The following is a 22,755-nucleotide window of genomic DNA, read 5'->3' as shown; positions in this document are numbered from 1 at the left end:
GCGGTACCGCGCAGCTCACAGAGCCGGGCCCGAGACCATCAGGGCGAGCACGACCGCCCCGATGGAGCTGCACGTGGGGCTCTTGGCCTTGATCCCGATGGCGAGCAGCAGCAGTCCGACGATGCCGGACGGACCGTACTGCCACTGGACCAGCTGCTCGAAGCCGACGACGAAGACGGCGGAGAGGAGGGCGATGACGGGCATGTGGTTCCTCCTGCGGTGGAAGGAGGGCCGGCAGGGGGACCGGCCACGATGGGGAGGCAAAACTTCCGCCAACTTGGCCAGGTTGGTTGCCAACTATGGTTAAGTTGTCCCCACTTGGCTACTAGTCATAAACAACTTTCCAACAACTGCCCGTAGATGGAGGGCAGTTGAAGCGTCTGGTCGTGACTCAGGAGAACGTGGCCGTGAACGACAGCAGAAGGCTCTCGCCGCAGCAGATCGCCGACACCCTCCGGGAGCGCATACGGACCGGTGAGCTCAAGGCGGGTGACCGCCTGCCCACCCAGGCCGAGCTGGCCGACGAGTTCGGTGTGGAACGCGGCACCGTCCGCCAGGCCCTCGGCCTGCTCCAGACGGACGGCCTCCTCAGCAACGTCAGCAAGGGCAGCCCCCCGCGGATCGCCGACGTCGCTCCCACCCGGGACGGGCCGCAGCCGACGATGGTAGGGCTCGCCCCCCGGCTCATCGAGGCGTTCTCGGTGCCCCACGTACGCGTCGACGTGGCCTGCCTCACCGCCGAGACCCTGATGATGGCGCTCAGTGAGCCCGTCCGGCAGATCCACGACGGAAGGCTCCACCCCCAGTCCATCGACGTCCGCATCCTGCTGCCCTCCCGGGACATCACGCTGGCGTTCCCGGTACCCGTCCCCGGACAGGGCGAGGACGACGACGCCGTCCACAAGCGGTGGCTGGGCCAGCGCAACGCCCAGGGGCAGGTGCTGCGGCACAACCTCCAGTCCCTGCGCTCCTCCCACGGCATCGACGTCCGCGTGACCTTCCGCGCGCTGCCGTTCACCCCGCCGGTGAAGCTGTACCTGCTCAACGAGTCCGAGGCGCTGATCGCGTACTACATGATCGCCCGGCGTGAGGAGACCGTGGAGAGCGAGATCCTGGAGATGTACGACACCATCGGCGCCAGGTCCCTCCTCTTCTCGTTCGAGAAGCAGGCCGGCCGGCGGGACGCGGCGTTCGTGGAGGAATCGCAGAAGTGGTTCGACGCCCTCTGGGAAACCATCACCACGGACCTGAAACTCTCCTAGTGACTTCTGAAACGGCGCAGGCCGAAGCGACGGCGACACGGACGGCGAAACTCAGGGACGCGATCACCCGCGCCCGCTTCGTGCTCTTCGACTTCGACGGGCCCGTCTGCCGGCTGTTCGCGGGCCATTCGGCGGAGCGGGTGGCCCAGGATCTGGTCGAGTGGCTCGAACGGCAGGGCATGCGCGGGCTGCTGACCGCGGAGGAGCGGGTGCACCCCGATCCGATGGTGGTCCTGCACGCGGTCAACCGGCGGCGTCCGCACAGCGATCTGGTGGCCGAGCTGGAGGCGCGGTTCACCCAGCAGGAGCTGAAGGCGGTGGTGTCCGCCTGGCCGACCGCCTACGCCGACCCGGTGATCCGCACCTGGAGCGCGGTGGGCGCGCGCCTCGCGATCACCACGAACAACTCCCCGCAGACCGCCTCGCACTACCTGGCGGACCGCGGCCTGACCGAGTGCTTCACCCCCAACATCTACGGCCGCACCCAGGACCTGCACCACCTCAAGCCGGACCCGCACTGCCTCAACCGGGCCCTGAGCGCCCTGGGCGCCGCACCCTCCGCGGCGCTCATGATCGGCGACGCCCCCTCCGACCTTCAGGCGGCACAGCGCGCCGGAGTCCCCTTCCTCGGCTACGCGCGCAACGAACGCAAGGAGAAGGAGCTGCGTGACGCGGGAGCCGAGGACGTGGTGTCCTCGCTGGAGACCGTACTGCGGATTCTGCGTGGTCAGCTCTGAACCTGCAGGCAGAGCAGCAGGAACAACAGCGCCGCCCAGCCCGCCAGCCGCGGCTCGCGGGCCCGGACTCCCACCAGGGCCAAGGTGAGCAGAACCAGCCCGACCACCCCGAGCCGCGTCTGCACCAGGTATCCCGTCCCGAATTCGACCGCAGCGCCCATCAGTTGGAAAACGACCATGTCCCCCACCCCGTCCACTCCGCCGAAGTGTTCAACTATCCGTCCAATTGGACTGGTTGACTCATGGGTTGTCTGCCCTGCCTGCCTGATCCCTTAACCGAAAGGCTGGTTGGACCGGTGACTTGACTGGAATCGGTTTGCTTGTCGGGTGGTGGAGGTACGGTCGGGGAGTGAGCGGACAGCGGATCGGCGACGGCGGCGGCACGGAGTTCATGCGGGTCGCCGGCGTGCTGCTCGAAAGGATCGGTGACGGAACCTATCCGCTGGGATCCGGTCTGCCGACGCAGCGTGAGCTGGCGAGCGAGTTCCAGGTCTCCCGCGACACGGTGCAAAGGGCGTTGCGCGAGCTGGCGAACGACGGATGGATCATGTCGCGCCAGGGCAGCGGGTCCCGGGTCTCCCGGGTGGTGGAACCACGGCGCGCTCCCTCCCGCGTTCCCGGCGGCGCGAAGCCGGGCTGGGCGGCGACTCTGGGGCCGATCATCGGTCAGGCCTTCGAGCAGCCGGAGGTCACCCTCGACGTCTACACGCTGACGTCCGAGTCCCTCGACACCCATATCCGGGTCCAGGAGGAACGCATCCGCGCGGGGGACATCGCCCCGCAGCGCATCACCGTACGTATGCTCCTCCCGTCCGAGGAACTGGCTGTTCCTTACCCGCGCACCAAGGGCGATCCGGCCGACCCCAGGCTGAGGGACCGTCTGCACGGTCTGACACGTCGGCACTCGGCATCTGTTCGACGCGTGCTGAGGGCTCTCGAAGTCGAGGAGCTGGTGCCCAGCGTCGAGCTGGAGATCCGCCACGTGGAGCTGACCCCGACGTTCAAGCTGTATCTGCTGAACGGGACCGACGCGCTGCAGGCCCTCTATACGCCGGTCGAACGCCTCATCGAGCTGGACGACGGCAGCGAGACCCTCGCCGTCGATGTGCTGGGCCTCGGCGCCAGCCTCATGCACTACGTGAAGGACGAGGAAGCGGGCTCCACCGGATCGGCTTTCGTCACCAACAGCCAGGCATGGTTCGAATCCGTGTGGAACCTGCTCGCGGTCTGACGGAGTTCCGGTGGCGGCGATACCGTCCGCATCCTGCCGCCGCGGCAGGCGTTTACACCAATGAGACCGTCCCAGCACGCCAGAGGCCATCGGTGACGCTAGGGTTTGCCGCAACCTCATCAACAGGAGTGGCTCGTGGGAGCATCTCCCGTTCCCAGGCGCGCCTTCTGGGAACGATGTGCCGCCGATGACGCCTACGACGAGTTCGTGGAACAGGCGAGACGCTTCGGAGTGATGAGCGGTGGTCATCACAACCGCAACTACGTGCTGCCCCTGACGGAGGCGATGGCACGTCGCGTGGAACGGGAGCCGGGTACGCGGGCCACGGTGCGGATCCGCAGGCCCGAGGCACTGCCGGTGGTCATCAGGACATGGCGGCACGAGTCGGAGATCCTCGCCTCCGTCCGGGGTGTCCTGCGGCACGTACCGGAGTGCCTCGCCCGTCGTCGCGGCTCGGCCGTGCACAGCTATGTGGAAGGCGTTCCCCTCTCCACCGTCTGTCCCAACGGCAAGCCGGTCGACGGCCTCCTGGTCAGGGCACTGACCGAGTTGCTCGCGCAGATGTCCCTGGTCCGCAGGGAGGCGCTGCCGCCCCTTCCCGGCGACTGGCCGTCCAACGACAAGGACAGTCAGGCCTTCCTGCAGACGCTTGCCCGATGCGCCGACCGTCAAATTCGTCAGCCCAATTGGGCGGACTTCGGCGGGCTGTTCGCCGCCCTGGGGATTCCCGAGGACGCCCTGATCCGCCTGTCCGAGCGGGTCCCGACGATGGCGCGCCGCCCGTACAGCCTCCTCCACGCGGATCTGCACCGCGACAACGTGATCGTCACCTTCGGCGGGGAACCGCCCCTGATCTGCGTGGACTGGGAGCTGGCGACGTACGGCGACCCGCTGCACGATCTGGCCACGCACCTGGTCCGGATGCGGTATCCGGAGTTCCAGTGGACAGAGGTGATCGACGCGTGGGCACGGTCCATCCAGGACACCCGGCCCGCGGCGGCGAGCGGCCTCGCCCGCGATCTGGGCCACTACGTGTCGTTCGAGCGGGCCCAGTCGGTCTACCCCGATGTGATGCGGGCCGCCAAGTCCCTGGAGAACGCGAACGACCAGAAGAGCCTGGACGAGGCGACGGCGTCCGTGAGCGCCGCCCTCACGGCGGCGGCCGAACCGCTCAGGCTGCGCCACGTCCCGGACGAGGCCGAGATCGAGCGGGTCCTCGTCCGCTGGCAGGCCGCCCGGCGCGACCGGCGCGTGGTCACCGCCCTTTCCTGGAAGGCGGACGACCGGCTCACCGCGCCGCCGGACTTTCCCCGCTCGGCCGTGCGGCAGGCCCTGATCGCCGAGGGCGCGGCTCCCGCCAACCTCGTGTTCAAGGGAACCGCCCACCTCAACACGGTCGTGCGGGTACCGGGAGTCGGATTTCCGGTCGTCGTGCGACGCAAGGCGGAATCGGTCTCTCGCCGGGAACGCGGCTATCTGAGCGAGCACGCGGTCCTCAGGGGCATCGAGGAGTCGGGTGCCGCCGTGACGGCGCCGAGGGTGCTCGTCCTGGGCGAGAGCCACACCAAGGACGCCTTCGCCATCCACACCTACGAAGGCCCGAAAGACGGTGTCAGTCCCCCCGACCACCCGGTGAACGGCCTGCTGCCCCACGAGGCGGACGGTCTCGTCGATCAGCTCTGTGCGCTGACCCGGGTCGCCTACGGCGCCCTGGACCCGACCGCCCCGGACTGGTCGGGCGACGGCGGTTTCTACGAGTGGCTGAGCAACCAGCTCGTGCTGCTCGTCGAGGCGCTGCCCAAGGAGTCCCAGCAACTGGCCCGGGTGCTCGGACTGCCCGGCCCGCGACGGCTGCGCGAGATCCTCTCCCGCCACGGGGTGACCTCGCGTGAACCGAGTCTGCTGCACGGCGACCTGAACCCGTGGAACCTCGTCCGCCGGGACGACTCCCTCGCGCTGACCATCATCGACTGGGAGATGGCGATGGTGGGCGATCCGCTGTACGACCTGGTCAGGCACCTTCACCTCACGCCGACCCGTCCCGAGATCCGCGCCCGCATGTTCCGCCGCTGGGAGCGCGCGCTGCCCGGGACGCACACCAAGGACTGGGCGCAGGACTGGCTGGTCTACCGGTGGATCGAAATCGTCCGTTCGGCGTACGTCGACCTGGACCGCCTGGTCACGGGGGCCGGTCTCGACGCCCCGAACGTGCTCAGGGCGGTCGACTCGTACGCGATGACCCTGGAGGCGGCCACCGCCTCGCTCGGACTTCCGGTCCGCTCGACCGCGAACCCCTATCTCGCCCGCGCGCTGCCGCACGGCGACCGCGGCGGCGCGCGACGGGCCGGACCCAAGCCTGGGACGTGAGCCTTCGTCGGTCGGCGCCGACGGGTCCGACGCCCGGTCGGGCTCACACCCTCAGCACCACCTTCCCCAGCACCGCCCGCCCCTCCACCGCCGCGTGGGCCTCGGCTGCTCGGTCCAGGGGGAACACCTCGCCGATCACCGGGCGCAGGCGGCCCGCCGCTGCTTCCGTCAGCGCCGTCGTGGTGTGGCGGTGCAGGTCGGCGGGGGTGAACTGGACGTCGGTGATGCCGAAGAGGGTGACGGCGCGGCGGCGGGCCTCGGCCGGGTCGATGGGGGAGAAGCCGCCGGTCGGTGCCCCGTGCGCGGAGAAGCGGCCACCGTCCGCCGTCAACGCGAAGGCGGCCAGGCCGAGTTCACCGCCCACCCCGTCGAGGATCAGGTCGGCTGCCTCAGGCCGGCCCCCAGCGCCTCCGCCGAGAGCGGCGCGCGCGGTGTCCGTCCAGCCCGGGAGCGTCACGTCGACGACCGCGTCCGCGCCCAACTCCCGTACCAGGGAAAGCTTCTCGGCTCCCCGGGCCGCCCCGACCACCCGTGCCCCGCGGGCGTGCGCCAGTTGGACGAGCAGGGTGCCCATGCCTCCGGAGGCGCCGAGGATCAGGACACGGTCCGTGGCACCGAGGCCGGTCAGTTCGATCAGGCCGGCCGCGGTGACGCCGTCGTGGACGAGGGCGGCGGCGGACGGAAGATCCAGCGCGTCCGGCACGAGGGTCAGGGCGGTGACCGGCGCGACCGCCCGTTCGGCGTAGCTCCCCTCCACGAGTGCCGTCACCCGGCGGCCGAGCCACTCCTCGGGGACCTCGGGCCCGAGGGCGCCGACCACCCCCGAGACCCCGCCGCCCGGGATGTACGGAGGCGTCACGTCGAAGAACTCGCCGCCCCAGCCGGCCCGGATCTGGGTCTCCACGAAGATCGTGTCGGAGTACGCCACCTCGATCAGGACCTCACCGGTCCCCGGCACCGGATCGGCGGCCTCCACCGTGACGAGCACCTCGGGACCGCCGAACTCCTTCACCTGTACAGCTCGCATCAGTCGTCGCTCCTCGGCGTGATCGCGGACGTCGGCGAGGGGGTGGCCCCTCGCGATCAGTGTTCGACCTCAAGCCCGGTTGAGGTCAAGCGCCCGGATCGCGGGGTGCGTGCGGGCCTCCGGCGATGCGTACGCTCGGGGCCATGAGCGACACCGGACTGCGTGAACGCAAGAAGCAGCGCATGTACCAGGAGGTCTCCGAGACCGCGATCGGCCTCTTCCTGGAGAAGGGGTTCGACGCCGTGTCCGTCGCCGAGGTCGCGGCAGCCGCCGAGATCTCCAAGCCGACGCTGTTCCGGTACTTCCCCACCAAGGAGGACCTCGTCCTGCACCGCTTCGCCGACCACGAGACGGAGGCGGCGCGCGTGGTCGAGGAGGGCCGCGCGGACGGGCGCTCCGCGATCGACGCCCTGCGCGCGCACTTCCTGGACGGACTGCGGCGCGAGGACCCCGTCACCGGACTCAGCGCGCACCCCGCCGTCCTCGCGTTCCACCGGCTGCTCTACGGGACACCCGCACTGGTGGCCCGTCTCGGCGGATACCTGGAGCGGTCCGAGGCCTCGCTCGCCGCGGTGCTCGCCGAGCCCCTGGGCGACGGGCTCGAAGCGCGGCTCGCCGCCGGGCAGATCAGCGCCGTACGCCGGATCCTCGCCCTGGAGAACTGGCGGCGGATCGCCGACGGTGAGCCGGTGGACGCGGTCCGCCCGGATGCCGTGACCGCCGCCGAGCGGAGTTTCGGACGGCTGGCGGCGGCCCTTCCGGAACTCGCCTGACGGGAGCGGCCCACCCCATCGGGCCTGCCTCGGTAAAAAATGTTACTGAGTCACGTTATTCGGCTACGCTGGATGGAATGACGCCACCCGACTCCGTCCCCGGGCAAGCCCCCGACGCTCCGCTCGCCCGCTCCCTCGACCGTGAGCGCGCCTTCCACGAGACCTGCCGCGCCGCCCTCGCCGCGATGATCGACGGCGCCGAGGAACAGGTCGTCACCGGTGAGGACGTCTCCGCCTCGGGCGCCGACGCCGAGGTGCTCGGGTACGTACTGCGCAGCCAGGCGAAGGCGTTGCGGGAACTGCCCCAGGGCCCGCTGTTCTTCGGCCGGCTGGACTTCGAGGACGCGCCCGGCGCGGCCGGCGACCACGCCGGGCAGAGCTACCACATCGGGCGGCTGCGGATCAGTGAACGACCCGCCACCCCGCCCCTCGTCGTCGACTGGCGCGCCCCCGTCTCGCGGGCCTTCTACCAGGCGGGCACCCGCGACCCGCAGGGCGTGGCCGTCCGGCGCCGCTTCGGCTGGGCCCCGGGCAGCCGCGGCGACTCCGCCGACCTCACCGGCCTGGAGGACGAGCCGATCGGCGCGGGCCGGCCGGGTGACCGAGGGGACGGCGCCGACGCGGGCGGGCCCGGCGTCAGCCGCATCCTCGCCGGGGAGATCGAGCGGCCCCGCGTCGGCCCCATGCGGGACATCGCCGCCACCATCCAACCCGAACAGGACGAGCTGGTCCGGGGTGATCTCGCGTCCTCGGTCTGCGTGCAGGGCGCCCCGGGCACCGGCAAGACGGCCGTCGGCCTGCACCGGGCCGCGTACCTCCTCTACACGCACCCCCAGCGCATCCGGCGCGGCGGACTGCTGATCCTCGGCCCGAACCGGACGTTCCTGTCGTACATCGCGGAGGTGCTGCCCGCCCTCGGTGAGACCGGTGTGCGGCAGTCGACGATCGGGGAGGAGATCGCGGACCGCCCCGTCACCGGCGAGGACGCGCCGCGCACCGCGGTCGTCAAGCACGACGCCCGGATGGCCGAGGTGCTGCGCCGCGCGCTGTACGGCCACGTCGGCGTACCGGCCGACTCCCTCGCCGTCCCGGACGGCACGTACCGCTGGCGGGTCCCGGTCGGGGTGCTGCGGCGCATCGTGGACGGCGTCCGTGCGGAGGAGCCGCCGTACGCCGTCGGGCGGGAGCGGGTGCGCACCCGGGTCGTGCACCATGTGCGGGCCCAGGCCGAACTGCGCGCCGGTCCGCAGTCGAGCGCCTGGGCGCAGCGGATCTCGCGCGCCCGGCCCGTCAGCGCGTACGTCGACACGGTGTGGCCCCGGGTGCGCCCCGAGGAACTCCTCGCCCGGCTGCTCACCGACGCGGACGCGCTGGAGCGGGCCGCCGACGGAGTGCTCGACGCCGAGGAGCGCAAGGCGCTGCTGTGGGCGAAGCCGCCGCGCTCGTGGAAGTCCGCGCGCTGGTCCGCCGCCGATCTGGTCCTCCTCGACGAGATCGCCGGGCTCGTCGAACACCCCGAGGGGTACGGCCACTTGGTCGTCGACGAGGCGCAGGACCTGTCACCGATGGAGTGCCGGGCGATCGCCCGGCGGGCCTCCTTCGGATCGCTGACCGTGCTCGGCGACCTCGCGCAGGGCACGACTCCCTGGGCGGCGCGCGAGTGGGGCGAACTCCTCGGCCACCTCGGTAAACCGGACGCCGTCGTCGTGCCGCTGACGGTCGGCTTCCGGGTCCCCGAGGCCGTCGTCCGGCTCGCCAACCAGGTGCTGGAACAACTCGGTGTGGGCGTGCCGCCCGCCCGATCCCTGCGCCGGGACGGGGAGTTGAGGATCCTGCCGGTCGGCGACCCGCTGGCCGGTGCCGTCGAGGCGGTACGCGGCGCGCTCGCACACGAGGGCTCCATCGGCGTGATCGCCGCCGATCCGGACATCGAGGGTGTCCGCGTGGCGCTCGGGGCGGCGGGGATCGATGCGGCCGGTCCCGACGAACCCGGCGCCCGGATCGCGGTGGTGCCCGCGAGTCTCACCAAGGGACTGGAGTACGACCACGTCGTGGCCGTGGAACCGGCCGCGATCGCCGAGGCGGAGGAACGCGGACTGCACCGGCTCTACGTCGTGCTGACCCGGGCGGTCTCGCGGCTCGACGTGGTGCACGCCCGCCCGCTGCCCTGGTGACACCGCAGGCGCCGCAGGCACCGAAGACGCCGAAGACGCCGAAGACGCCGAAAGCACTGAAGGCACCGATGACGCTGATGACGGTGATGAGGCCCGTCCCGGTGGTGTCCGCCGGTGTCCCCCGGTCGTCTCACCAGGGCAGCGGCCGTCCGTCGCGGAAGAAACCGCCGGTGGGGCCGTCGTCGGGGAGGGTGGCCGCCCAGAGGACGCTCGCCGCGCCCTCCGCGACAGGACGGCCGCCCGCACCACCCATGTCGGTGGCGACCCAGCCCGGGCAGACCGCGTTCACCAGGATCCCGTCGGAACGCAGTTCGGCCGCGAACATCCTCGTCAGGGCGTTCAGCGCCACCTTCGACGCCGAGTAGGCGGGGGTCCCGCCGCCCATGCTGGTGAGGGACGCCGCCTCGCTGGAGACGTTCACCACGCGCGGATGGGCGCTCGCGCGCAGCTGCGGGAGCAGCGCCCGGGTCAGCCGCCAGGGCCCGTACAGATTGGTCTCCGCCGCCTCGCGCACGACATCCAGGTCGGCGCTCACCGCACGCTGCCAGGTGTCGTACGTGATCGCCGCGTTGTTGATCAGCACGTCGAGGGCGCCGATGTCCCGGGCCGCCGCCGTGACGTCGTCGTCGGAGGTGACGTCGAGGCGGAGCGGCCGGACGTCCCGCCCGCCGATGGCCGCGGCCGCCTCGGCGGCGCCCTTGGCGGACCGGGCCGTCAGGTACACGGTGTGTCCCTCGGCGGCCAGCCGGCGGGCGACCTCGCGGCCGATTCCGCGGTTCGCCCCGGTGACGAGCGCGATCACGAGGGCGCTCCGGCGCCGTCCAGGAGTGGGATCAACTGCTCTTCCTCATAGGTCAGATGGGCTTCGAGTTCGCCGGTGAGGCGGTCCACCTCGGAGCGTACGCGTGCCGGGTCCGTCTCCCCGGGAGCGACGGCGCCGCGCAGCTCCTCCAGCAGCTCGGCGATCCGCGCGTGCTCACGGCGCAGCCGCTCCAGGAGGGGCGCGGTCCCCGGTTCGCGGCTTTCGAGGAGGGGGAAGACGCCGAGATCCTCCCCGGTGTGGTGGTTGTGCAGGCCCTGGCAGAGGGTCAGGCAGTTGACGCGGAGCTGGGCGCCCAGGGTCGCCGTGCCCTGCTCCGCCACCTCCCGCCGGATCAGGGCGAGTTCACGCCGGAAGGCGTCGTGGACGGCCTTCAGGTACGAGCCCAGGGAGCGGCCGCCGAGGTCGGGCGGCCCGTCCTTGGGGAGCGCGCGCAGGGCGACGACGGGGATGACCCGGTCCGTCTTCGCCTGGTAGTCCGCCCATCCCGGATCGGCCTGGACAGCACGGGCGAAGACCCGGTCCCGCTCGTCGCGTCCGAGCACGGTGGCCTCGGCCTCGTAGGTGAAGACCCCGTCCTCGACGGTCACCCGCGGGTTCGCGAGGAGGTTGCGGAACCAGTCCGGGTCGCGCGGCGCGCCCCGGCCGACCCGATGACGAGCAGCCGCTCGCCGCCGTCGGGGTAGTAGCCGAGGGGGGTCGTGTGCGGGGTACCGGTCCGTGCCCCGAGGGTCGTCAGCAGAATCAGCCGCGCCCCCTCGAAAGGACCGCCGACGTGTCCGTCCCGGGCCCGGAATTCATCGATGACCTGTTGGTTGAATGGGTTGGGCATTCTCGGCTTTCTTTTGTTTTCGGGCAGGGTGGATTACCGCGCACGGAATGTTTTCCGGCCGTCCGCGGTGATGACGGTGAGAAGAGCCCGCCTGCGGGACCGCGCCTTCGCGCGAGGGGCCCAGGGGGGCGCACGTACACGCTTCCGCACAGGTGCGGCACCGCCTATGGAGGCGGGCAGCCCTGCGGGGCACGGCGTCGTACGAGATCAGCGGCTCGGCGCGGCGCGTGTCTCACGCGGGGGCGCGGCGGAAGCCACTGGGGAAAGGGGACATGCGGGAGGCGGGCCTCTGGCCCGCGCCGGCCTCACTCGGAGGCCGGGCACCCAACTCGCTTACGGCGCAAGGCCGACCCGGCAGTCATGGACGCAACCGTATTGCCTCCGCACGCGGAAAGGCAATACCCGTTTCCGGTCCCCTTTTCCGGCGATGGTGTTCGATCCGCCGGAAAAGGGGAGAGTGGTGACGCGGTGTACGTACGGGGAATTCAGGTGTCGAGGGCGGCGATCTCGATGCGGCGCAGGTCGTCCGGTTCGGCGACCACCCTGATCTCGGCGATGAGCCCGTCCTGCGCGAAGCCGAAGCCGAGGACCAGACCGAGCCGGCCGAAGGGGGCCATGACGAGTCCGACCGTGCCGTCGAGGAGGGCAGGGCCGGTGAAGCGGGCCCGGCCGGTGGCGGCCATCGCGCCCTTCGCGACCGTGGCCGCCCCGCTGACGAGGACCGGTTCGGGCGTCGGGACGACGCAGCGGTCGGCGTGCAGGACGACATCGGGATGCAGCAGGGCGACCAGCGCCTCGAAGTCTCCGCCGCGCGTGGCGGCCAGGAACGCCTCGACGACACGGCGCCGCCGGGCCAGTTCGGCCTCCGGCAGCGGTGAGGCGCCCTTCACCCGGCGGCGTGCCCGGCTCGCGAGCTGGCGTACGGCGGCCGGGGAACGGTCGAGCAGCGGGGCGATCCCGTCGAACGGCACGGAGAACAGGTCGTGCAGCACGAACGCGAGCCGTTCCGGCGGGGTGAGGGTGTCGAGGACGACCAGCAGCGCCACGCCGACCGAGTCGGCCAGCACCGCCTCCTCCTCGGGGTCGGCACCGCTCCCGGGGGTGACGGGCCGGTCCGCGACCCGTACGTCGAAGGGCTCCTCGTGGCGCCGCTCCCGCGCGCGCAGCATGTTGAGACACACCCGCGCCACGATCGTCGTCAGCCAGCCGGCGAGGTTGTCGACGGCGTCGGTGTCGGCGCGGGAGGCCCGCAGCCAGGCTTCCTGGACGGCGTCGTCCGCCTCGCTCAGAGAGCCCAGCATCCGATGGGCGACGGCCCGCAGACGCGGCCGCTGTTCCTCGAAAAGCTCGGCCGACCACGCGATCTCGCTCACCGTGTCACATTCCCTTCGTCCCGGGTGTCAGGGCAGTAGAACACCGGAACCCGCCGACGGGGCCCGGGTTTTCGGACCCCGGCCCCCACACCCTGGGAGCAGCCATGACGACCGACCCGGCGAACCCGACCGATCTGCCCACCCCCGCCGCCGCCCTCGACTCCGACAAGCCCCCCACCATCCCGTCGACGATCCTCGTCACCGGCGGCACCGGCACCCTCGGGAGCCTGGTCGTCCCCCTGCTGCGCGAGGCCGGGCACCCGGTGCGCGTGCTGAGCCGGCACGCCCGCGACACCGACGACGGCGTCGCGCGGGTGGCCGTCGACCTCCTCAAGGCGGGGGACGAGGAGATCGAGGCCGCGGTGGACGGTGCCGGCACCGTCCTGCACCTCGCGGGCGGCCCCAAGGGCGACGACCTCGCGACCCGCAATCTGCTGCGCGCCGCGCAGGCCGCGGACGTACGGCACTTCGTCTACATCTCCGTCATCGGCGCCGACCGTGTCCCGCTCGCCTGGCTACGGACCAAGCGGGAGGCCGAGCGCGCGGTCGCCGGGTCGGGGCTGCCGTGGACGACGCTGCGCGCTGCCCAGTTCAACGAACTGACCCTGAAGATGGTCGCCGGGATGGCCCGACTGCCGGTGTTCCCGGCGCCGGGCGGGCTGCGGCTCCAGCCGGTGGACGCCCGCGACGTGGCGGCCCGCATCACGGAGCTCACCCTCGGCAGCCCGTCCGGTCTGGTCGCCGACCTAGCGGGACCGAAGGTCTACGCGCTCGCCGAACTCGCCGACGGCTACGCCCTGGCCCGTGGCAGGCGCCGCCGCCCGCTGCTGCCGGTCCGTATCCCGGGCAGCGCGGGACGCGCCTACCGCGCGGGCGACAACCTCTCGCTCACCGGCGCCGACACCGGGAGGCGGACCTGGGAGGACTTCCTGGCCGAGCAGGTGGGCTGACGGTGCGGGCCTGCGGGGGCGCCCCGGGCGCCCGGCGTCGGCCGGGGACCGCCGCCCGGGCCGGGAAACCCGCTGGACAGTGCCGCACAGCTCCTTAGGATCGCCGCATGATCGAAGGCAGACTGGTACGACTGCGGGCGCTGAGCGCCGAGGACCTCGACGCTCACTTCCGGTGGCGCAACGACCCGGAGGTCGTGCACTGGGCCACCGGCGACAACCCCTACTTCGGACCCGTCAGCAGGGAGGCCATGGCCGCCTTCCACGAGGCGCGGCTGCGCGACAACCCGAGCAGCGAGCTGACGTTCACCGTGGAGGACCTGGCGGACGGCCGGGCGATCGGCATGGCGGACTACCGCGACCTGGACCCGTTCGCCGGGCGGGCGACGGTGGGCATCACGATCGGGGAACGCGACCGCTGGGGCGGCGGCTACGGCACCGAGGCGCTGAGCCTTCTGGTCGGCCACCTCTTCGGGGCCTGCCGCCTGCACCGCGTCGAGCTGGACACCTGGAGCGGCAACGAACGCGCCATGCGCGCCTTCCGCCGGGTCGGCTTCGTCGAGGAGGGGCGCCGCCGGTCGAGCGTCCGGGTGGGGGACGCCTGGTACGACAGCGTCGAGTTCGGCCTCCTGCGCGAGGAGTGGGCCGCCGGCCGCTGACGAACCCGTACGGCCGAGCCCGTACGGCCACACCCCGCGCCCACCGTCGGTGGCCTCGCGCCGACCGCGGTACCGGTGTGCGGAGCGCCGCACATTGCACGGTGCGTATTGCACGGTGCGCGTTGCGCGCTGCACATTGCACGGCTTCCCACGGGTATCCACGCGCCGCCCCGCGCCGCCCCGCCCCGGCTCCGCCCCCGGCATGTCACAGATGCCGGGGGCTGTTTCGTCCCACTGACGAGAGCCGGTCGTGGAAATCAGGAAGGTGATGGTCATGCGGGTGTTCGTGGCGGGCGGGACCGGGGTGCTGGGGCAGCGGCTGGTGCCGCAGCTCGTGGCGCGCGGCCACCGGGTGACGGCTACGACGACGAGCGCAGCCAAACTGGGTCTGCTGCAGCGGCTCGGTGCGGACGGCGTCGTGATGGACGGGCTGGACGCGGTGTCCGTGGGGGAGGCGGTGGCGGGCGCCCGGCCCGACACGATCGTCCACCAGATGACCGCGATCTCCCTGGCCCACGCGGGCAAGCCCGACATCAAGCATCCGGACCGGTGGTTCGCCACCACCAACCGACTGCGCACCGAGGGGACGGACCATCTGCTGGCCGCGGCCGAGGCGGCCGGTGTCTCCCATGTCGTCGCCCAGGGCTACGCGAGCTGGAACGGCATCCGCGAGGGCGGCTGGGTGAAGACGGAGGACGATCCGCTGGACCTCATGGAGGGGACGGCGGCCCACGGCGGCATGCTCGCGATGCGGCACGTCGAGGACGTCGTCCTCAAGGCAGGCGGCGCGGTCCTGCGCTACGGCGCGTTCTACGGTCCCGGCGCCACCGACGACCAGGTCGAGCTGGTGCGCAGGCGGCAGTTCCCCCTGGTCGGACGGGGGACCGGACACAGTTCATGGGTACACCTCGACGACGCGGCGAGCGCCACCGTCCTCGCCGTGGAGCAGCGGGTGACGGGTGTGTTCAACGTCGTCGACGACGAACCGGCCCCGGCCTCCGCGTGGTTGCCGCACCTGGCCGCGTGCGCCGGGGCGAAACGGCCGATGCGGATCCCCGTGTGGCTGGCGCGCGTGCTCGCGGGGGACCAGGCCGTGGTGATGATGACCGAGGGCCGCGGCTTCTCCAACGCCAAGGCCAGACGCGAGCTCGGCTGGCAGCCCGGCCATCCCTCGTGGCGGACCGGGTTCGAGGAAGCGCTGACGTGACGCGGGTGACGCGGACCGAGGAGTTCGAGGAACTGCGGCCGCTGCTCTTCGCGATCGCCTACCGGATCCTCGGCAGCGTGACCGAGGCGGAGGACGCGGTCCAGGAGACCTGGCTGCGCTGGGCGGCCTCCACGACCCGGCCCCGGTCGGCCCGGGCCTACCTCGCCGCCGTGGTCACCCGGATCTCGATCGACGTCCTGCGCTCGGCCCGGGTCAAGCGTGAGGAGTACGTCGGCCCCTGGTTCCCGGAACCGCTCCTGGACGACCCGTACGAGGATCCGGAGCGGTCGGCGGAACTCGCCGACTCGCTGTCGATGGCGGCGCTGCTCCTGCTGGAGCGGCTGAGCCCCCTGGAGCGCGCCGTGTTCGTGCTGCGCGAGGTGTTCGGGTTCGGTTTCGGGGACATCGCCACCGCCGTGGGGCGCTCGGACGCGGCCTGCCGTCAGCTCGCGGTACGGGCGCGTCACCACATGGACGCGGGCCGGCCCCGCTTCGAGGTCGACCGCAGAGCACGTGAGGAACTCGCCGGGCGCTTCTTCGACGCGTTCCGGGAGGGCGACGTCGACGGGCTGCGGGAACTGCTCGCCGGCGACGCGCGGTTGGTCGGCGACGGAGGCGGCAAGGCGCCACAACTGGTGGGCGGCGTCAGTGGCGCCGACAACGTGGCCCGGCTGCTCGCCGCGTTCGCCCCGGGGTTCGACCGGGTCGGGGTCACGCTGCGGCAGCACGAGGTGAACGGCCTGCCGGGCGCGGTCCTGCGCGACCGGGACGGCAGGGTCGTCGGCATCTGGTCGCTAGAGACCCTCGACGGACGCATCGTGACGATCCGCTCGGTCATGAACCCCGACAAGCTCACCCACATGGGCCCGGTCGCGGACGCCTGGGCCCTCGCCGCGGAGGCGGGGGAGGCGGGGGAGTGGCCACCGCGGGAACCGCGGGGGTGAGCGGGTCGGCGCCGTGACCGCCCGGTGGCCGCTCAGTCCCCTCAGGCATCTCGTCCGCCGCAGGCCCCAAGTGGGCGTTGCTGATCATCGAGGCCCTGGGCGAGCGGACGCTCCGGTTCACCGTTCTCCGCGACGAGGTGGCGGGCGTCAGCCACAAGATGCTCACCCAGAACCTGCGCCTGCTGGAGCGCAACGGCCTGGTCGAGCGTCGCGTGCACCCTGCCGTGCCGCCCCGGGTCGAATACACCCTCACGGAATCGGGCCGCGCGCTCCGGGCGACGGTCGACGCGATGTGCGACTGGACCCACCGCTACATAGCCGACATCGGGACGGCCCGCCGAGGCTTCGACGGCTGAGTGTTTCGACGACGACCCGCGGGGCACCCGCCGGACCCGTCGGCTCCTCGCACCGAGACACACTTTTGCAAGCGGCTGCTTGCAAAAGTTAGCGGAGATGCGGCATGGTGGAGCCATGGCATCGCTCAACGTCGGCAATCTTGGTGAGTATCTGCGGGAACAGCGGCGCACCGCGCAGTTGTCCCTGCGGCAGCTCGCCGACGCCGCCGGGGTGTCCAATCCGTATCTGAGCCAGATCGAGCGCGGGCTGCGCAAGCCGAGCGCGGAGGTGCTCCAGCAGGTCGCGAAAGCCCTGCGGATCTCCGCCGAGACGCTGTACGTGCGGGCCGGGATCCTCGACGCCGAACGGGACCGGGACGAGGTGGAGACGCGTGCCGTCATCCTCGCCGATCCCACGCTGAACGAGCGGCAGAAGCAGGTGCTGCTCCAGATCTACGAGTCCTTCCGCAAGGAGAACGGATTCGAGATCACGACGGCGGACGAGACCGCTCACGACACCGAGGTGCCCGGGACCGACGAGGACCCCGGCACCGGCGTGCCCGCGGCTCAGGACATACCGGGCGCCCAGCCTGCACCGGACACCGCCGTCCGCGGCCCCCGCACGGCCGACGGCAACGATGCCGGTCCGCAGCAGAACGCCAGTTGACCACCTGCGTGCGGACCACGAAAACCCTCAGCTGACAGCGATTCACGGGAGGACCACCGTCATGGCCATCACCGACGACATCCGCAAGGCCGCCACCGACCCCACCCCGCTCTACTTCCTGGCCGGCACCGCCGACCTCGCCGTGCAGCAGGCGAAGAAGGTCCCCGGCCTGGTGGAGCAGATCCGCACCGAGGCGCCGGCGCGCATCGACACGGTGAAGAGCATCGACCCGAACACCGTGCAGGAGAAGGCCTCCGCCCGCGCCAAGGAGGCGCAGGAGAACCTGCAGACGAAGGTGACGGAGTTCATCAACTCCCTCGACACCGACCTGAAGAAGCTCGGTGAGTCCGCCCAGGACTTCGCCCTGCGCGGAGTCGGCGTCGCCGCCGAGTACGCCGTCAAGGCCCGGGAGACGTACGAGAAGGTCGCCGAGCACGGCGAGCTGACCGTGCGCACCTGGCGCGGTGAGGCCGCCGAGGAGATCGAGGACTTCGCGATCGCGGTGGAGCCGAACGCCGAGCCGGGCGAGATCAAGACCCAGCCCAAGCCGGTGGTCGTGGCCGACGCCACGCCCGCCAAGAAGGCTCCGGCGAAGAAGGCCCCCGCGGCCCGCAAGCCGGCCGCCAAGAAGACCACCCCGCCCGCCAAGTAGGCGAGTGGTGTCCGTGCCCGGCACGTCCTCGGACGGGCCGGGCACTCTCGGACTCACCGACCCGTTCTCCGGGTACGGTTTGCCACACGACGACTAGACCCGGGCGGTGGGCATTGTGCTGATGACGGCATTCGGCGGCCTCATGTGGCTGATCTTCACGGCCATGCTGGTGCTCGCTGTGGTGGCGCTGGTGATGGCCGCGGTCGCCCGCGACGACGCCTACCGCGCCGCGGAGAAGCAGAACAAGATGTTCTGGCTGATCATCCTCGGCGTCACGGTCGCCGTGAACCTGCTGGTTCCCATGCTGTTCCTGCAGATCGCGGGCCTGATCGCCACGATCGTCTTCTTCGTCGACGTCCGTCCCGCGCTGCGCCAGGTCTCCGGAGGAGGCCGCGGCCGCCGCGGCGGAAGCAGCAGCGACGGCCCGTACGGCCCCTACAACGGCGGACGCTAGAGGCACTGCTCACTGCTCACTGCCACTGCACATGGCCCACTGCCCTGCCGCCGGACACCGGCGGCAGGGCAGTGGGCCATGTGGCTGCATTCCCCGTGCCGCCGCGCGACGCGTCCCGGCTACGACTGGGGCTACGGCTACTGCTCGGGCTACGGCTTCCGGTCGAGCAGCAGGACGGCCACGTCGTCCGCCAGCTCCCCGCCGTTGAGCTCGCGAACCTCGCTCACCGCGGCGCGCAGCAGCTCCTCGCCCTCCAGGCCCTGGGCGAGCTGGCGGCGGACCATGTCCACCATGCCGTCCTGGCCCAGGCGTTCGTTGCCGACGCCGGTGTGGCCCTCGATCAGACCGTCGGTGTAGAGCATCAGGCTCCACGCGGCACCCAGTTCCACCTGCATGCGCGGCCAGCGGGCGTTGGGCAGCAGGCCGAGGGCGGGGCCGTTGTTCTCGTACGGCAGCAGCTCCGCGGGGCGGCCCGGGCGGGCGATCAGCGGCGACGGGTGACCGGCCAGGCAGAGCCCGGCACGGCGGCCGTCCGGCGCGATGTCCACCGTGCACAGCGTCGCGAAGATCTCGTCGCTCTCCCGCTCGTGCTCCAGGACCTGCTGGAGCGTCGAGAGCAGTTCGTCACCGCACAGCCCCGCGAAGGTCAGCGCGCGCCAGGCGATGCGCAGTTCCACGCCGAGCGCCGCCTCGTCGGGCCCGTGCCCGCAGACGTCGCCGATCATGGCGTGCACCGTGCCGTCGGCCGTGCGCACCGTGTCGTAGAAGTCGCCGCCGAGCAGGGCGCGGGAACGGCCCGGGCGGTAGCGGGCGGCGAACCGCAGCGAGGAGCCCTCCAGCAGCGGAGTCGGCAGCAGGCCGCGCTCCAGCCGGGCGTTCTCCTGGGCGCGCAGCCGTGACTCGGTGAGTCGTCGCTCCGCCTTGTCGGAACGTTTCCGCTCCACCGCGTACCGGATCGCGCGGCTCAGCAGTCGGCTGTCCAGCTCGTCACGGAAGAGGTAGTCCTGCGCGCCGACCCGGACGGCCTCCGCGCCGGTCTCGGTGTCGCCGGACGCGGTGAGCGCGAGGACGGCGTGCCGGGGCGCGAGCTCCAGGACGTGCTTGAGGGTCGCCAGCTCGTCCGCGACGTCCGTCGTGCGTCCCGGGGCGGGCAGCGCCAGGTCGAGCAGGATGCAGTGGACGTCATGGGTGAGCAGCCGCTCGGCCTCGGTGAGGTTGCGGGCGGTGCGGATCCGGATCGGCCTGCCGGCCGCGTCGAGCATTTCGGGTACGCCGAGGGCACCCGCCGGGTCGTCCTCGATGACCAGGAGGGTGAGATTGGTGGTGCTGTCGACCGGGGTCGTGGCGGCACGGGGCGCCGGTGCTGTCCCGGCGAGGCCGCCGGTTGTGTCTCCGGATGGGCCGCCGGGTGAGAACACGGCTTGAGCCTGACCACTTTCCACGGCCGGGATCGCTCTCTGCCGCGGTACGGGTACGGGCATCGTCTGGGTTCCTTCCCTCCCCCCGAGGGCGTGGTGGGGCGAAGGACCTCGACCCACCGACGGGGACCATAGCGCCCGTCGGTGCCGCAACGGAATGGCGCACGGCACGGCGCGGGGCAAAGGGCCAGCGTCATATGCCGCATCCCGTACCGCATTTGGACAGGACGCGCTCCCGCCAGGGATGACGAAGGTCACGTCCTCGGGGACAGGGGGCGGGCGCAACGGTGCGGTGGGTCACGTGCGGTGGGTCACTGGCGACGGGCGCGCCGACGGGCGCGCGTGACGGACCGTGTGCAGAGGTCCCGCGTCGGCACCGGGTGCGCGCATCGCGCACGGACCTCGCGCACGGACCTCGGGTGCGGCAGCTCACGTGCCCTGCGTCACGCACACTGCGCCCAGCCGCCCAGCCGCCCAGCCGCCCAGCCGCCCAGCCGCCCAGCCGCCCAGCCGCCGAAGCCCCGAGGCCGCGTCGTGCGAGGCGTGTCCAGCCGTGTCGCACGCGCCGTTTCGCGCGGCGTCACGCGAGGACCGCCCCGCCGGGCACCCGAGGCCGCGGTGCCGCCCTACGCGTCCGGTCGTACGACGCCCAGGATCTGCATCGAACCGGCCCCGGTGATCGTCACGTTCCGGCCGGGCCGGGGGGCGTGCACGATGGCGCCGTCGCCTATGTACATCCCGACGTGGCTGGCGTCGTCGAAGTAGATGACGAGGTCGCCGGGGCGCATGTCCTGGACCGCGACGTGCTTGAGCTGCTTCCACTGCTCCTGCGAGGTGCGGGGGATGGGGTGGCCTGCGCTGGCCCAGGCCTGCGAGGTGAGGCCCGAGCAGTCGAACGAGCCCGGCCCCTCGGCGCCCCACACGTACGGCTTGCCGATCTGGTCCGTCGCGTACTTCACGGCCTTCCTGCCCTCCGCGGACGCCTTGCTCTTGATCTCCGCGAGGACGCCGGAGCCGAGCCAGACCGACTGCGCCTGGTACGCGGCCTGTTCCTCCAGCTTCGCCAGCCGCTCCTTCTCCTTCTTCTCCAGCTGGGACTCCAACTGCTCGGCGGCGGCGATCCGCTTGGTGATCTTCTTCTTGGCTTCGGCCCTGGCCTCGCGGTTGGCCTCCAGCTTCTTCCACTGCGCCGAGGCGTCCTTCTCGTACTGCTTCAGGTCCTGCTGGGTGCGCGCCATCTCGTCCAGCAGGCCCTTGGTCGCGTGCTCGCCCGCCCGCACGCGGCCCGCGCCGTCGAGGAAGCCTTGCGGGTTGTCGCTCAGCCACAGCCGGGCCTCGGGGGGCAGGCTGCCGCCGCGGTACTGCGCGCGGGCCGCGGCGCCCGCGCGGTCCTTCAACTCGTCCAGCTTCGCCTGGCCCTTGACGATCTCCCGGGCCAGGTCGACGATCTCGGCCGACTGCTTCTCGGTCTTCTCCTCCGCCGCGTTGTACGCGTCGGTGGCGACGGCGGCGTCGTGGTAGAGCTTGTCGAGCTTGAGGCGGACCGCCTCGAGTTCCTTGGTGCTCACCGGCTTCGGTGTCGCCGTCGGAGCCGGTGGGGCGGTCGGGGTGCCGGTGGTCGTCGGTTTCGGTGCCGGGCTCGCGTACGCCACTCCTGGTGCCGCCAGGACCGCGCAGGCACACGCGCAGGCCAGGAACAGTGTCGCCGTGGTCAGGCTCCGCTTGCCGGATCCCATTGCTCCGCCCCCTACCTGATTTACCGTCAGTAACTTCCGGACGCCTCGGGGATCGTGCCATGGCGGCGCGCAATGCGACAGAGCCGGGCAAGAACTCCCTTCCCACCAGCCCCGCCCGGCATGACGATCTCGTCCCCCGGCCTGTGTGACGTGCGACTCATCGAGATCGTTCCCGCCCGTTCGCGGACGGAGTGGTTCCGCCGTGCGTCAGAACCGCGGCGCCAACGCCTCCCAGCGGACCGTCACTTCGCCCTGGCGCCGGCGCGCGATCCCGTCCGCGAGCGGCCAGTCGGCCGACAGGTCGCGGACCGCGCGTATCCAGCGCTGCCGGGCGCCGTACGACGCGTACGGTGCGGCGGCCGCCCAGGCGTGGTCGAAGTCGCGCAGGAAGGCGTGCACGGGCTCGCCCGGGACATTGCGGTGGATGAGGGCCTTGGGCAGCCGCTCGGCCAGGTCGGACGGACGGTCGAGGGAGCCGAGCCGGGTGGCGAACGTGACCGTGCGCGGGCCCTCCGGGCCGAGGGCGACCCAGACGTGCCGGCGGCCGATCTCGTCACAGGTGCCCTCGACGAGCAGTCCGCCCCGCGAACCCTGTCCGGCCGGTGCGAGCCGCCCGCACAGCCGCCGCCAGACCTCGGCGACCTGCTCCTCGTCGTACTGGCGGAGCACGTTCGCCGCGCGGATCAGCAACGGACGGCCCGGCACCGGGACCTCGAAGCCGCCGTGCCGGAAGGTGAGGCCCTCGCGCTCGTACGGCAGGGCGGCGGCGACGCGGGCCGGCTCGATCTCCACGCCGAACACCCGGGTGCGGGGGGCGGCGGTGCGCAGCCGGGTCAGCAGCTCGACCGCGGTCCACGGAGCCGCCCCGTAGCCCAGGTCGACCGCGACGGGGTCCGGGGACCTGCGGAGCTCGGCGCCGTGCGTCGCGGCGATCCAGCGGTCCATGCGCCGCAGTCGGTTGGGGTTCGTCGTCCCGCGCGTCACCGTGCCCACGACAGGGGTCGCCGCGCTCGAACGAAGCCGAGCGAGGTGATGGGGCGTTGCGCGGGTTGCCATGCGTACGAGAGTAGGCGGCTCCGACGAGGGCCGTTCCGGCCTGTGGACAACCTCCGGCGGCCCCCCACAGCCCTGTGGACAACC

General features: G+C 71.9%; 22 protein-coding genes and 1 pseudogene. 14 read left to right on the top strand and 9 right to left on the bottom strand.

The genetic code is table 11. The features are described 5' to 3' along the window. Positions 1-15 precede the first annotated feature (15 nt). Positions 16-204, bottom strand: coding sequence for a hypothetical protein (locus B0675_RS07850; RefSeq protein WP_081218093.1), 189 nt, complete (start codon positions 202-204; stop codon positions 16-18). A gap of 176 nt (positions 205-380) precedes the next feature. On the opposite strand from B0675_RS07850, the gene B0675_RS07845 reads away from it, so the two are divergent. Then, positions 381-1,262 (top strand): winged helix-turn-helix domain-containing protein, encoded by an 882-nt coding sequence (locus B0675_RS07845; RefSeq protein ID WP_081221663.1) that lies wholly within the window; start codon positions 381-383, stop codon positions 1,260-1,262. Further along, positions 1,262-1,999: an HAD-IA family hydrolase gene (locus B0675_RS07840; RefSeq protein ID WP_241539727.1), complete on the top strand. Its 738-nt coding sequence runs from the start codon at positions 1,262-1,264 to the stop codon at positions 1,997-1,999. The genes B0675_RS07845 and B0675_RS07840 overlap by 1 nt, the downstream gene beginning before the upstream one ends. Here the strand turns inward: B0675_RS07840 and B0675_RS07835 are convergent. Beyond that, entirely contained in the window at positions 1,990-2,178 is a 189-nt protein-coding gene (locus B0675_RS07835; RefSeq protein ID WP_081221662.1) for a hypothetical protein, read from the bottom strand. The two genes, B0675_RS07840 and B0675_RS07835, sit on opposite strands and share 10 nt — an antisense overlap. A 170-nt stretch (positions 2,179-2,348) precedes the next feature. Here B0675_RS07835 and B0675_RS07830 point away from each other — a divergent pair, with 170 nt between their 5' ends. Both B0675_RS07830 and B0675_RS07825 read left to right on the top strand, forming a co-directional pair. Next, positions 2,349-3,230 carry a GntR family transcriptional regulator gene (locus B0675_RS07830; RefSeq protein WP_241539726.1) on the top strand — a complete coding sequence of 294 codons (882 nt, stop codon included), beginning with the start codon at positions 2,349-2,351 and terminating at the stop codon, positions 3,228-3,230. A 234-nt stretch (positions 3,231-3,464) separates the two neighbouring features. Next, positions 3,465-5,597 carry an aminoglycoside phosphotransferase family protein gene (locus tag B0675_RS07825; protein ID WP_081221660.1) on the top strand — a complete coding sequence of 711 codons (2,133 nt, stop codon included), beginning with the start codon at positions 3,465-3,467 and terminating at the stop codon, positions 5,595-5,597. Positions 5,598-5,640: 43 nt separating this feature from the next. On the opposite strand, the gene B0675_RS07820 is transcribed toward B0675_RS07825, so the two are convergent. Beyond that, positions 5,641-6,624: a zinc-binding dehydrogenase gene (locus B0675_RS07820; protein ID WP_081218088.1), complete on the bottom strand. Its 984-nt coding sequence runs from the start codon at positions 6,622-6,624 to the stop codon at positions 5,641-5,643. 143 nt (positions 6,625-6,767) lie between these two features. On the opposite strand from B0675_RS07820, the gene B0675_RS07815 reads away from it, so the two are divergent. Continuing rightward, positions 6,768-7,397, top strand: coding sequence for a TetR/AcrR family transcriptional regulator (locus B0675_RS07815; protein ID WP_081221659.1), 630 nt, complete (start codon positions 6,768-6,770; stop codon positions 7,395-7,397). A gap of 77 nt (positions 7,398-7,474) precedes the next feature. Beyond that, positions 7,475-9,571, top strand: a complete 2,097-nt coding sequence (locus B0675_RS07810; RefSeq protein WP_081218085.1) for an AAA family ATPase — start codon at positions 7,475-7,477, stop codon at positions 9,569-9,571. A gap of 130 nt (positions 9,572-9,701) precedes the next feature. Here B0675_RS07810 and B0675_RS07805 read toward each other — a convergent pair whose 3' ends face one another. From B0675_RS07805 to B0675_RS07795, 3 genes and pseudogenes are all read right to left on the bottom strand, one after another. Continuing rightward, positions 9,702-10,373, bottom strand: coding sequence for an SDR family NAD(P)-dependent oxidoreductase (locus B0675_RS07805; protein ID WP_081218082.1), 672 nt, complete (start codon positions 10,371-10,373; stop codon positions 9,702-9,704). Continuing rightward, positions 10,370-11,223: pseudogene (locus B0675_RS07800) on the bottom strand (nitroreductase/quinone reductase family protein). Before B0675_RS07800 ends, B0675_RS07805 begins: the two are co-directional and overlap by 4 nt. A gap of 485 nt (positions 11,224-11,708) precedes the next feature. Beyond that, positions 11,709-12,596 carry a sigma-70 family RNA polymerase sigma factor gene (locus tag B0675_RS07795; protein ID WP_081218080.1) on the bottom strand — a complete coding sequence of 296 codons (888 nt, stop codon included), beginning with the start codon at positions 12,594-12,596 and terminating at the stop codon, positions 11,709-11,711. A gap of 179 nt (positions 12,597-12,775) precedes the next feature. Between B0675_RS07795 and B0675_RS07790 the strand changes: the two genes are divergently transcribed. From B0675_RS07790 to B0675_RS07755, 8 genes are all read left to right on the top strand, one after another. After that, a complete protein-coding gene (locus tag B0675_RS07790) occupies positions 12,776-13,546 on the top strand; it encodes an NAD(P)H-binding protein (protein WP_241539913.1) in 771 nt (256 codons plus the stop codon). Between the two features lie 107 nt (positions 13,547-13,653). Further along, entirely contained in the window at positions 13,654-14,202 is a 549-nt protein-coding gene (locus tag B0675_RS07785; protein ID WP_081218074.1) for a GNAT family protein, read from the top strand. Between the two features lie 268 nt (positions 14,203-14,470). After that, positions 14,471-15,409, top strand: a complete 939-nt coding sequence (locus B0675_RS07780; RefSeq protein ID WP_206602730.1) for an NAD(P)-dependent oxidoreductase — start codon at positions 14,471-14,473, stop codon at positions 15,407-15,409. Between the two features lie 5 nt (positions 15,410-15,414). Next, positions 15,415-16,353, top strand: a complete 939-nt coding sequence (locus B0675_RS07775; protein ID WP_081221657.1) for an RNA polymerase sigma-70 factor — start codon at positions 15,415-15,417, stop codon at positions 16,351-16,353. Positions 16,354-16,400: 47 nt separating this feature from the next. After that, positions 16,401-16,709 carry a winged helix-turn-helix transcriptional regulator gene (locus B0675_RS07770; RefSeq protein WP_081218071.1) on the top strand — a complete coding sequence of 103 codons (309 nt, stop codon included), beginning with the start codon at positions 16,401-16,403 and terminating at the stop codon, positions 16,707-16,709. Positions 16,710-16,824: 115 nt separating this feature from the next. Further along, on the top strand, positions 16,825-17,355 hold the full coding sequence (locus tag B0675_RS07765) for a helix-turn-helix transcriptional regulator (RefSeq protein ID WP_081218070.1): 531 nt from the start codon (positions 16,825-16,827) through the stop codon (positions 17,353-17,355). A gap of 61 nt (positions 17,356-17,416) precedes the next feature. Continuing rightward, positions 17,417-18,007, top strand: a complete 591-nt coding sequence (locus B0675_RS07760) for a hypothetical protein (RefSeq protein WP_081218068.1) — start codon at positions 17,417-17,419, stop codon at positions 18,005-18,007. A 115-nt stretch (positions 18,008-18,122) separates the two neighbouring features. After that, positions 18,123-18,461, top strand: a complete 339-nt coding sequence (locus B0675_RS07755; RefSeq protein ID WP_081218065.1) for a DUF2516 family protein — start codon at positions 18,123-18,125, stop codon at positions 18,459-18,461. A gap of 149 nt (positions 18,462-18,610) precedes the next feature. Here the strand turns inward: B0675_RS07755 and B0675_RS07750 are convergent, their stop codons facing one another. The 3 genes from B0675_RS07750 to B0675_RS07740 all read right to left on the bottom strand — a co-directional run bounded on the left by B0675_RS07750 (position 18,611) and on the right by B0675_RS07740 (position 22,608). Then, positions 18,611-19,942 (bottom strand): response regulator, encoded by a 1,332-nt coding sequence (locus tag B0675_RS07750; protein ID WP_081218063.1) that lies wholly within the window; start codon positions 19,940-19,942, stop codon positions 18,611-18,613. A 563-nt stretch (positions 19,943-20,505) separates the two neighbouring features. Beyond that, positions 20,506-21,615, bottom strand: coding sequence for an NlpC/P60 family protein (locus B0675_RS07745; RefSeq protein ID WP_081218060.1), 1,110 nt, complete (start codon positions 21,613-21,615; stop codon positions 20,506-20,508). A gap of 207 nt (positions 21,616-21,822) precedes the next feature. After that, positions 21,823-22,608, bottom strand: a complete 786-nt coding sequence (locus B0675_RS07740) for a class I SAM-dependent methyltransferase (RefSeq protein WP_179165387.1) — start codon at positions 22,606-22,608, stop codon at positions 21,823-21,825. Positions 22,609-22,755: the final 147 nt, after the last annotated feature.

It is taken from the genome of Streptomyces sp. M41(2017) (assembly GCF_002078175.1).
GTDB lineage: Bacteria > Actinomycetota > Actinomycetes > Streptomycetales > Streptomycetaceae > Streptomyces.
This window is presented reverse-complemented; position numbering and strand designations above follow the sequence as displayed.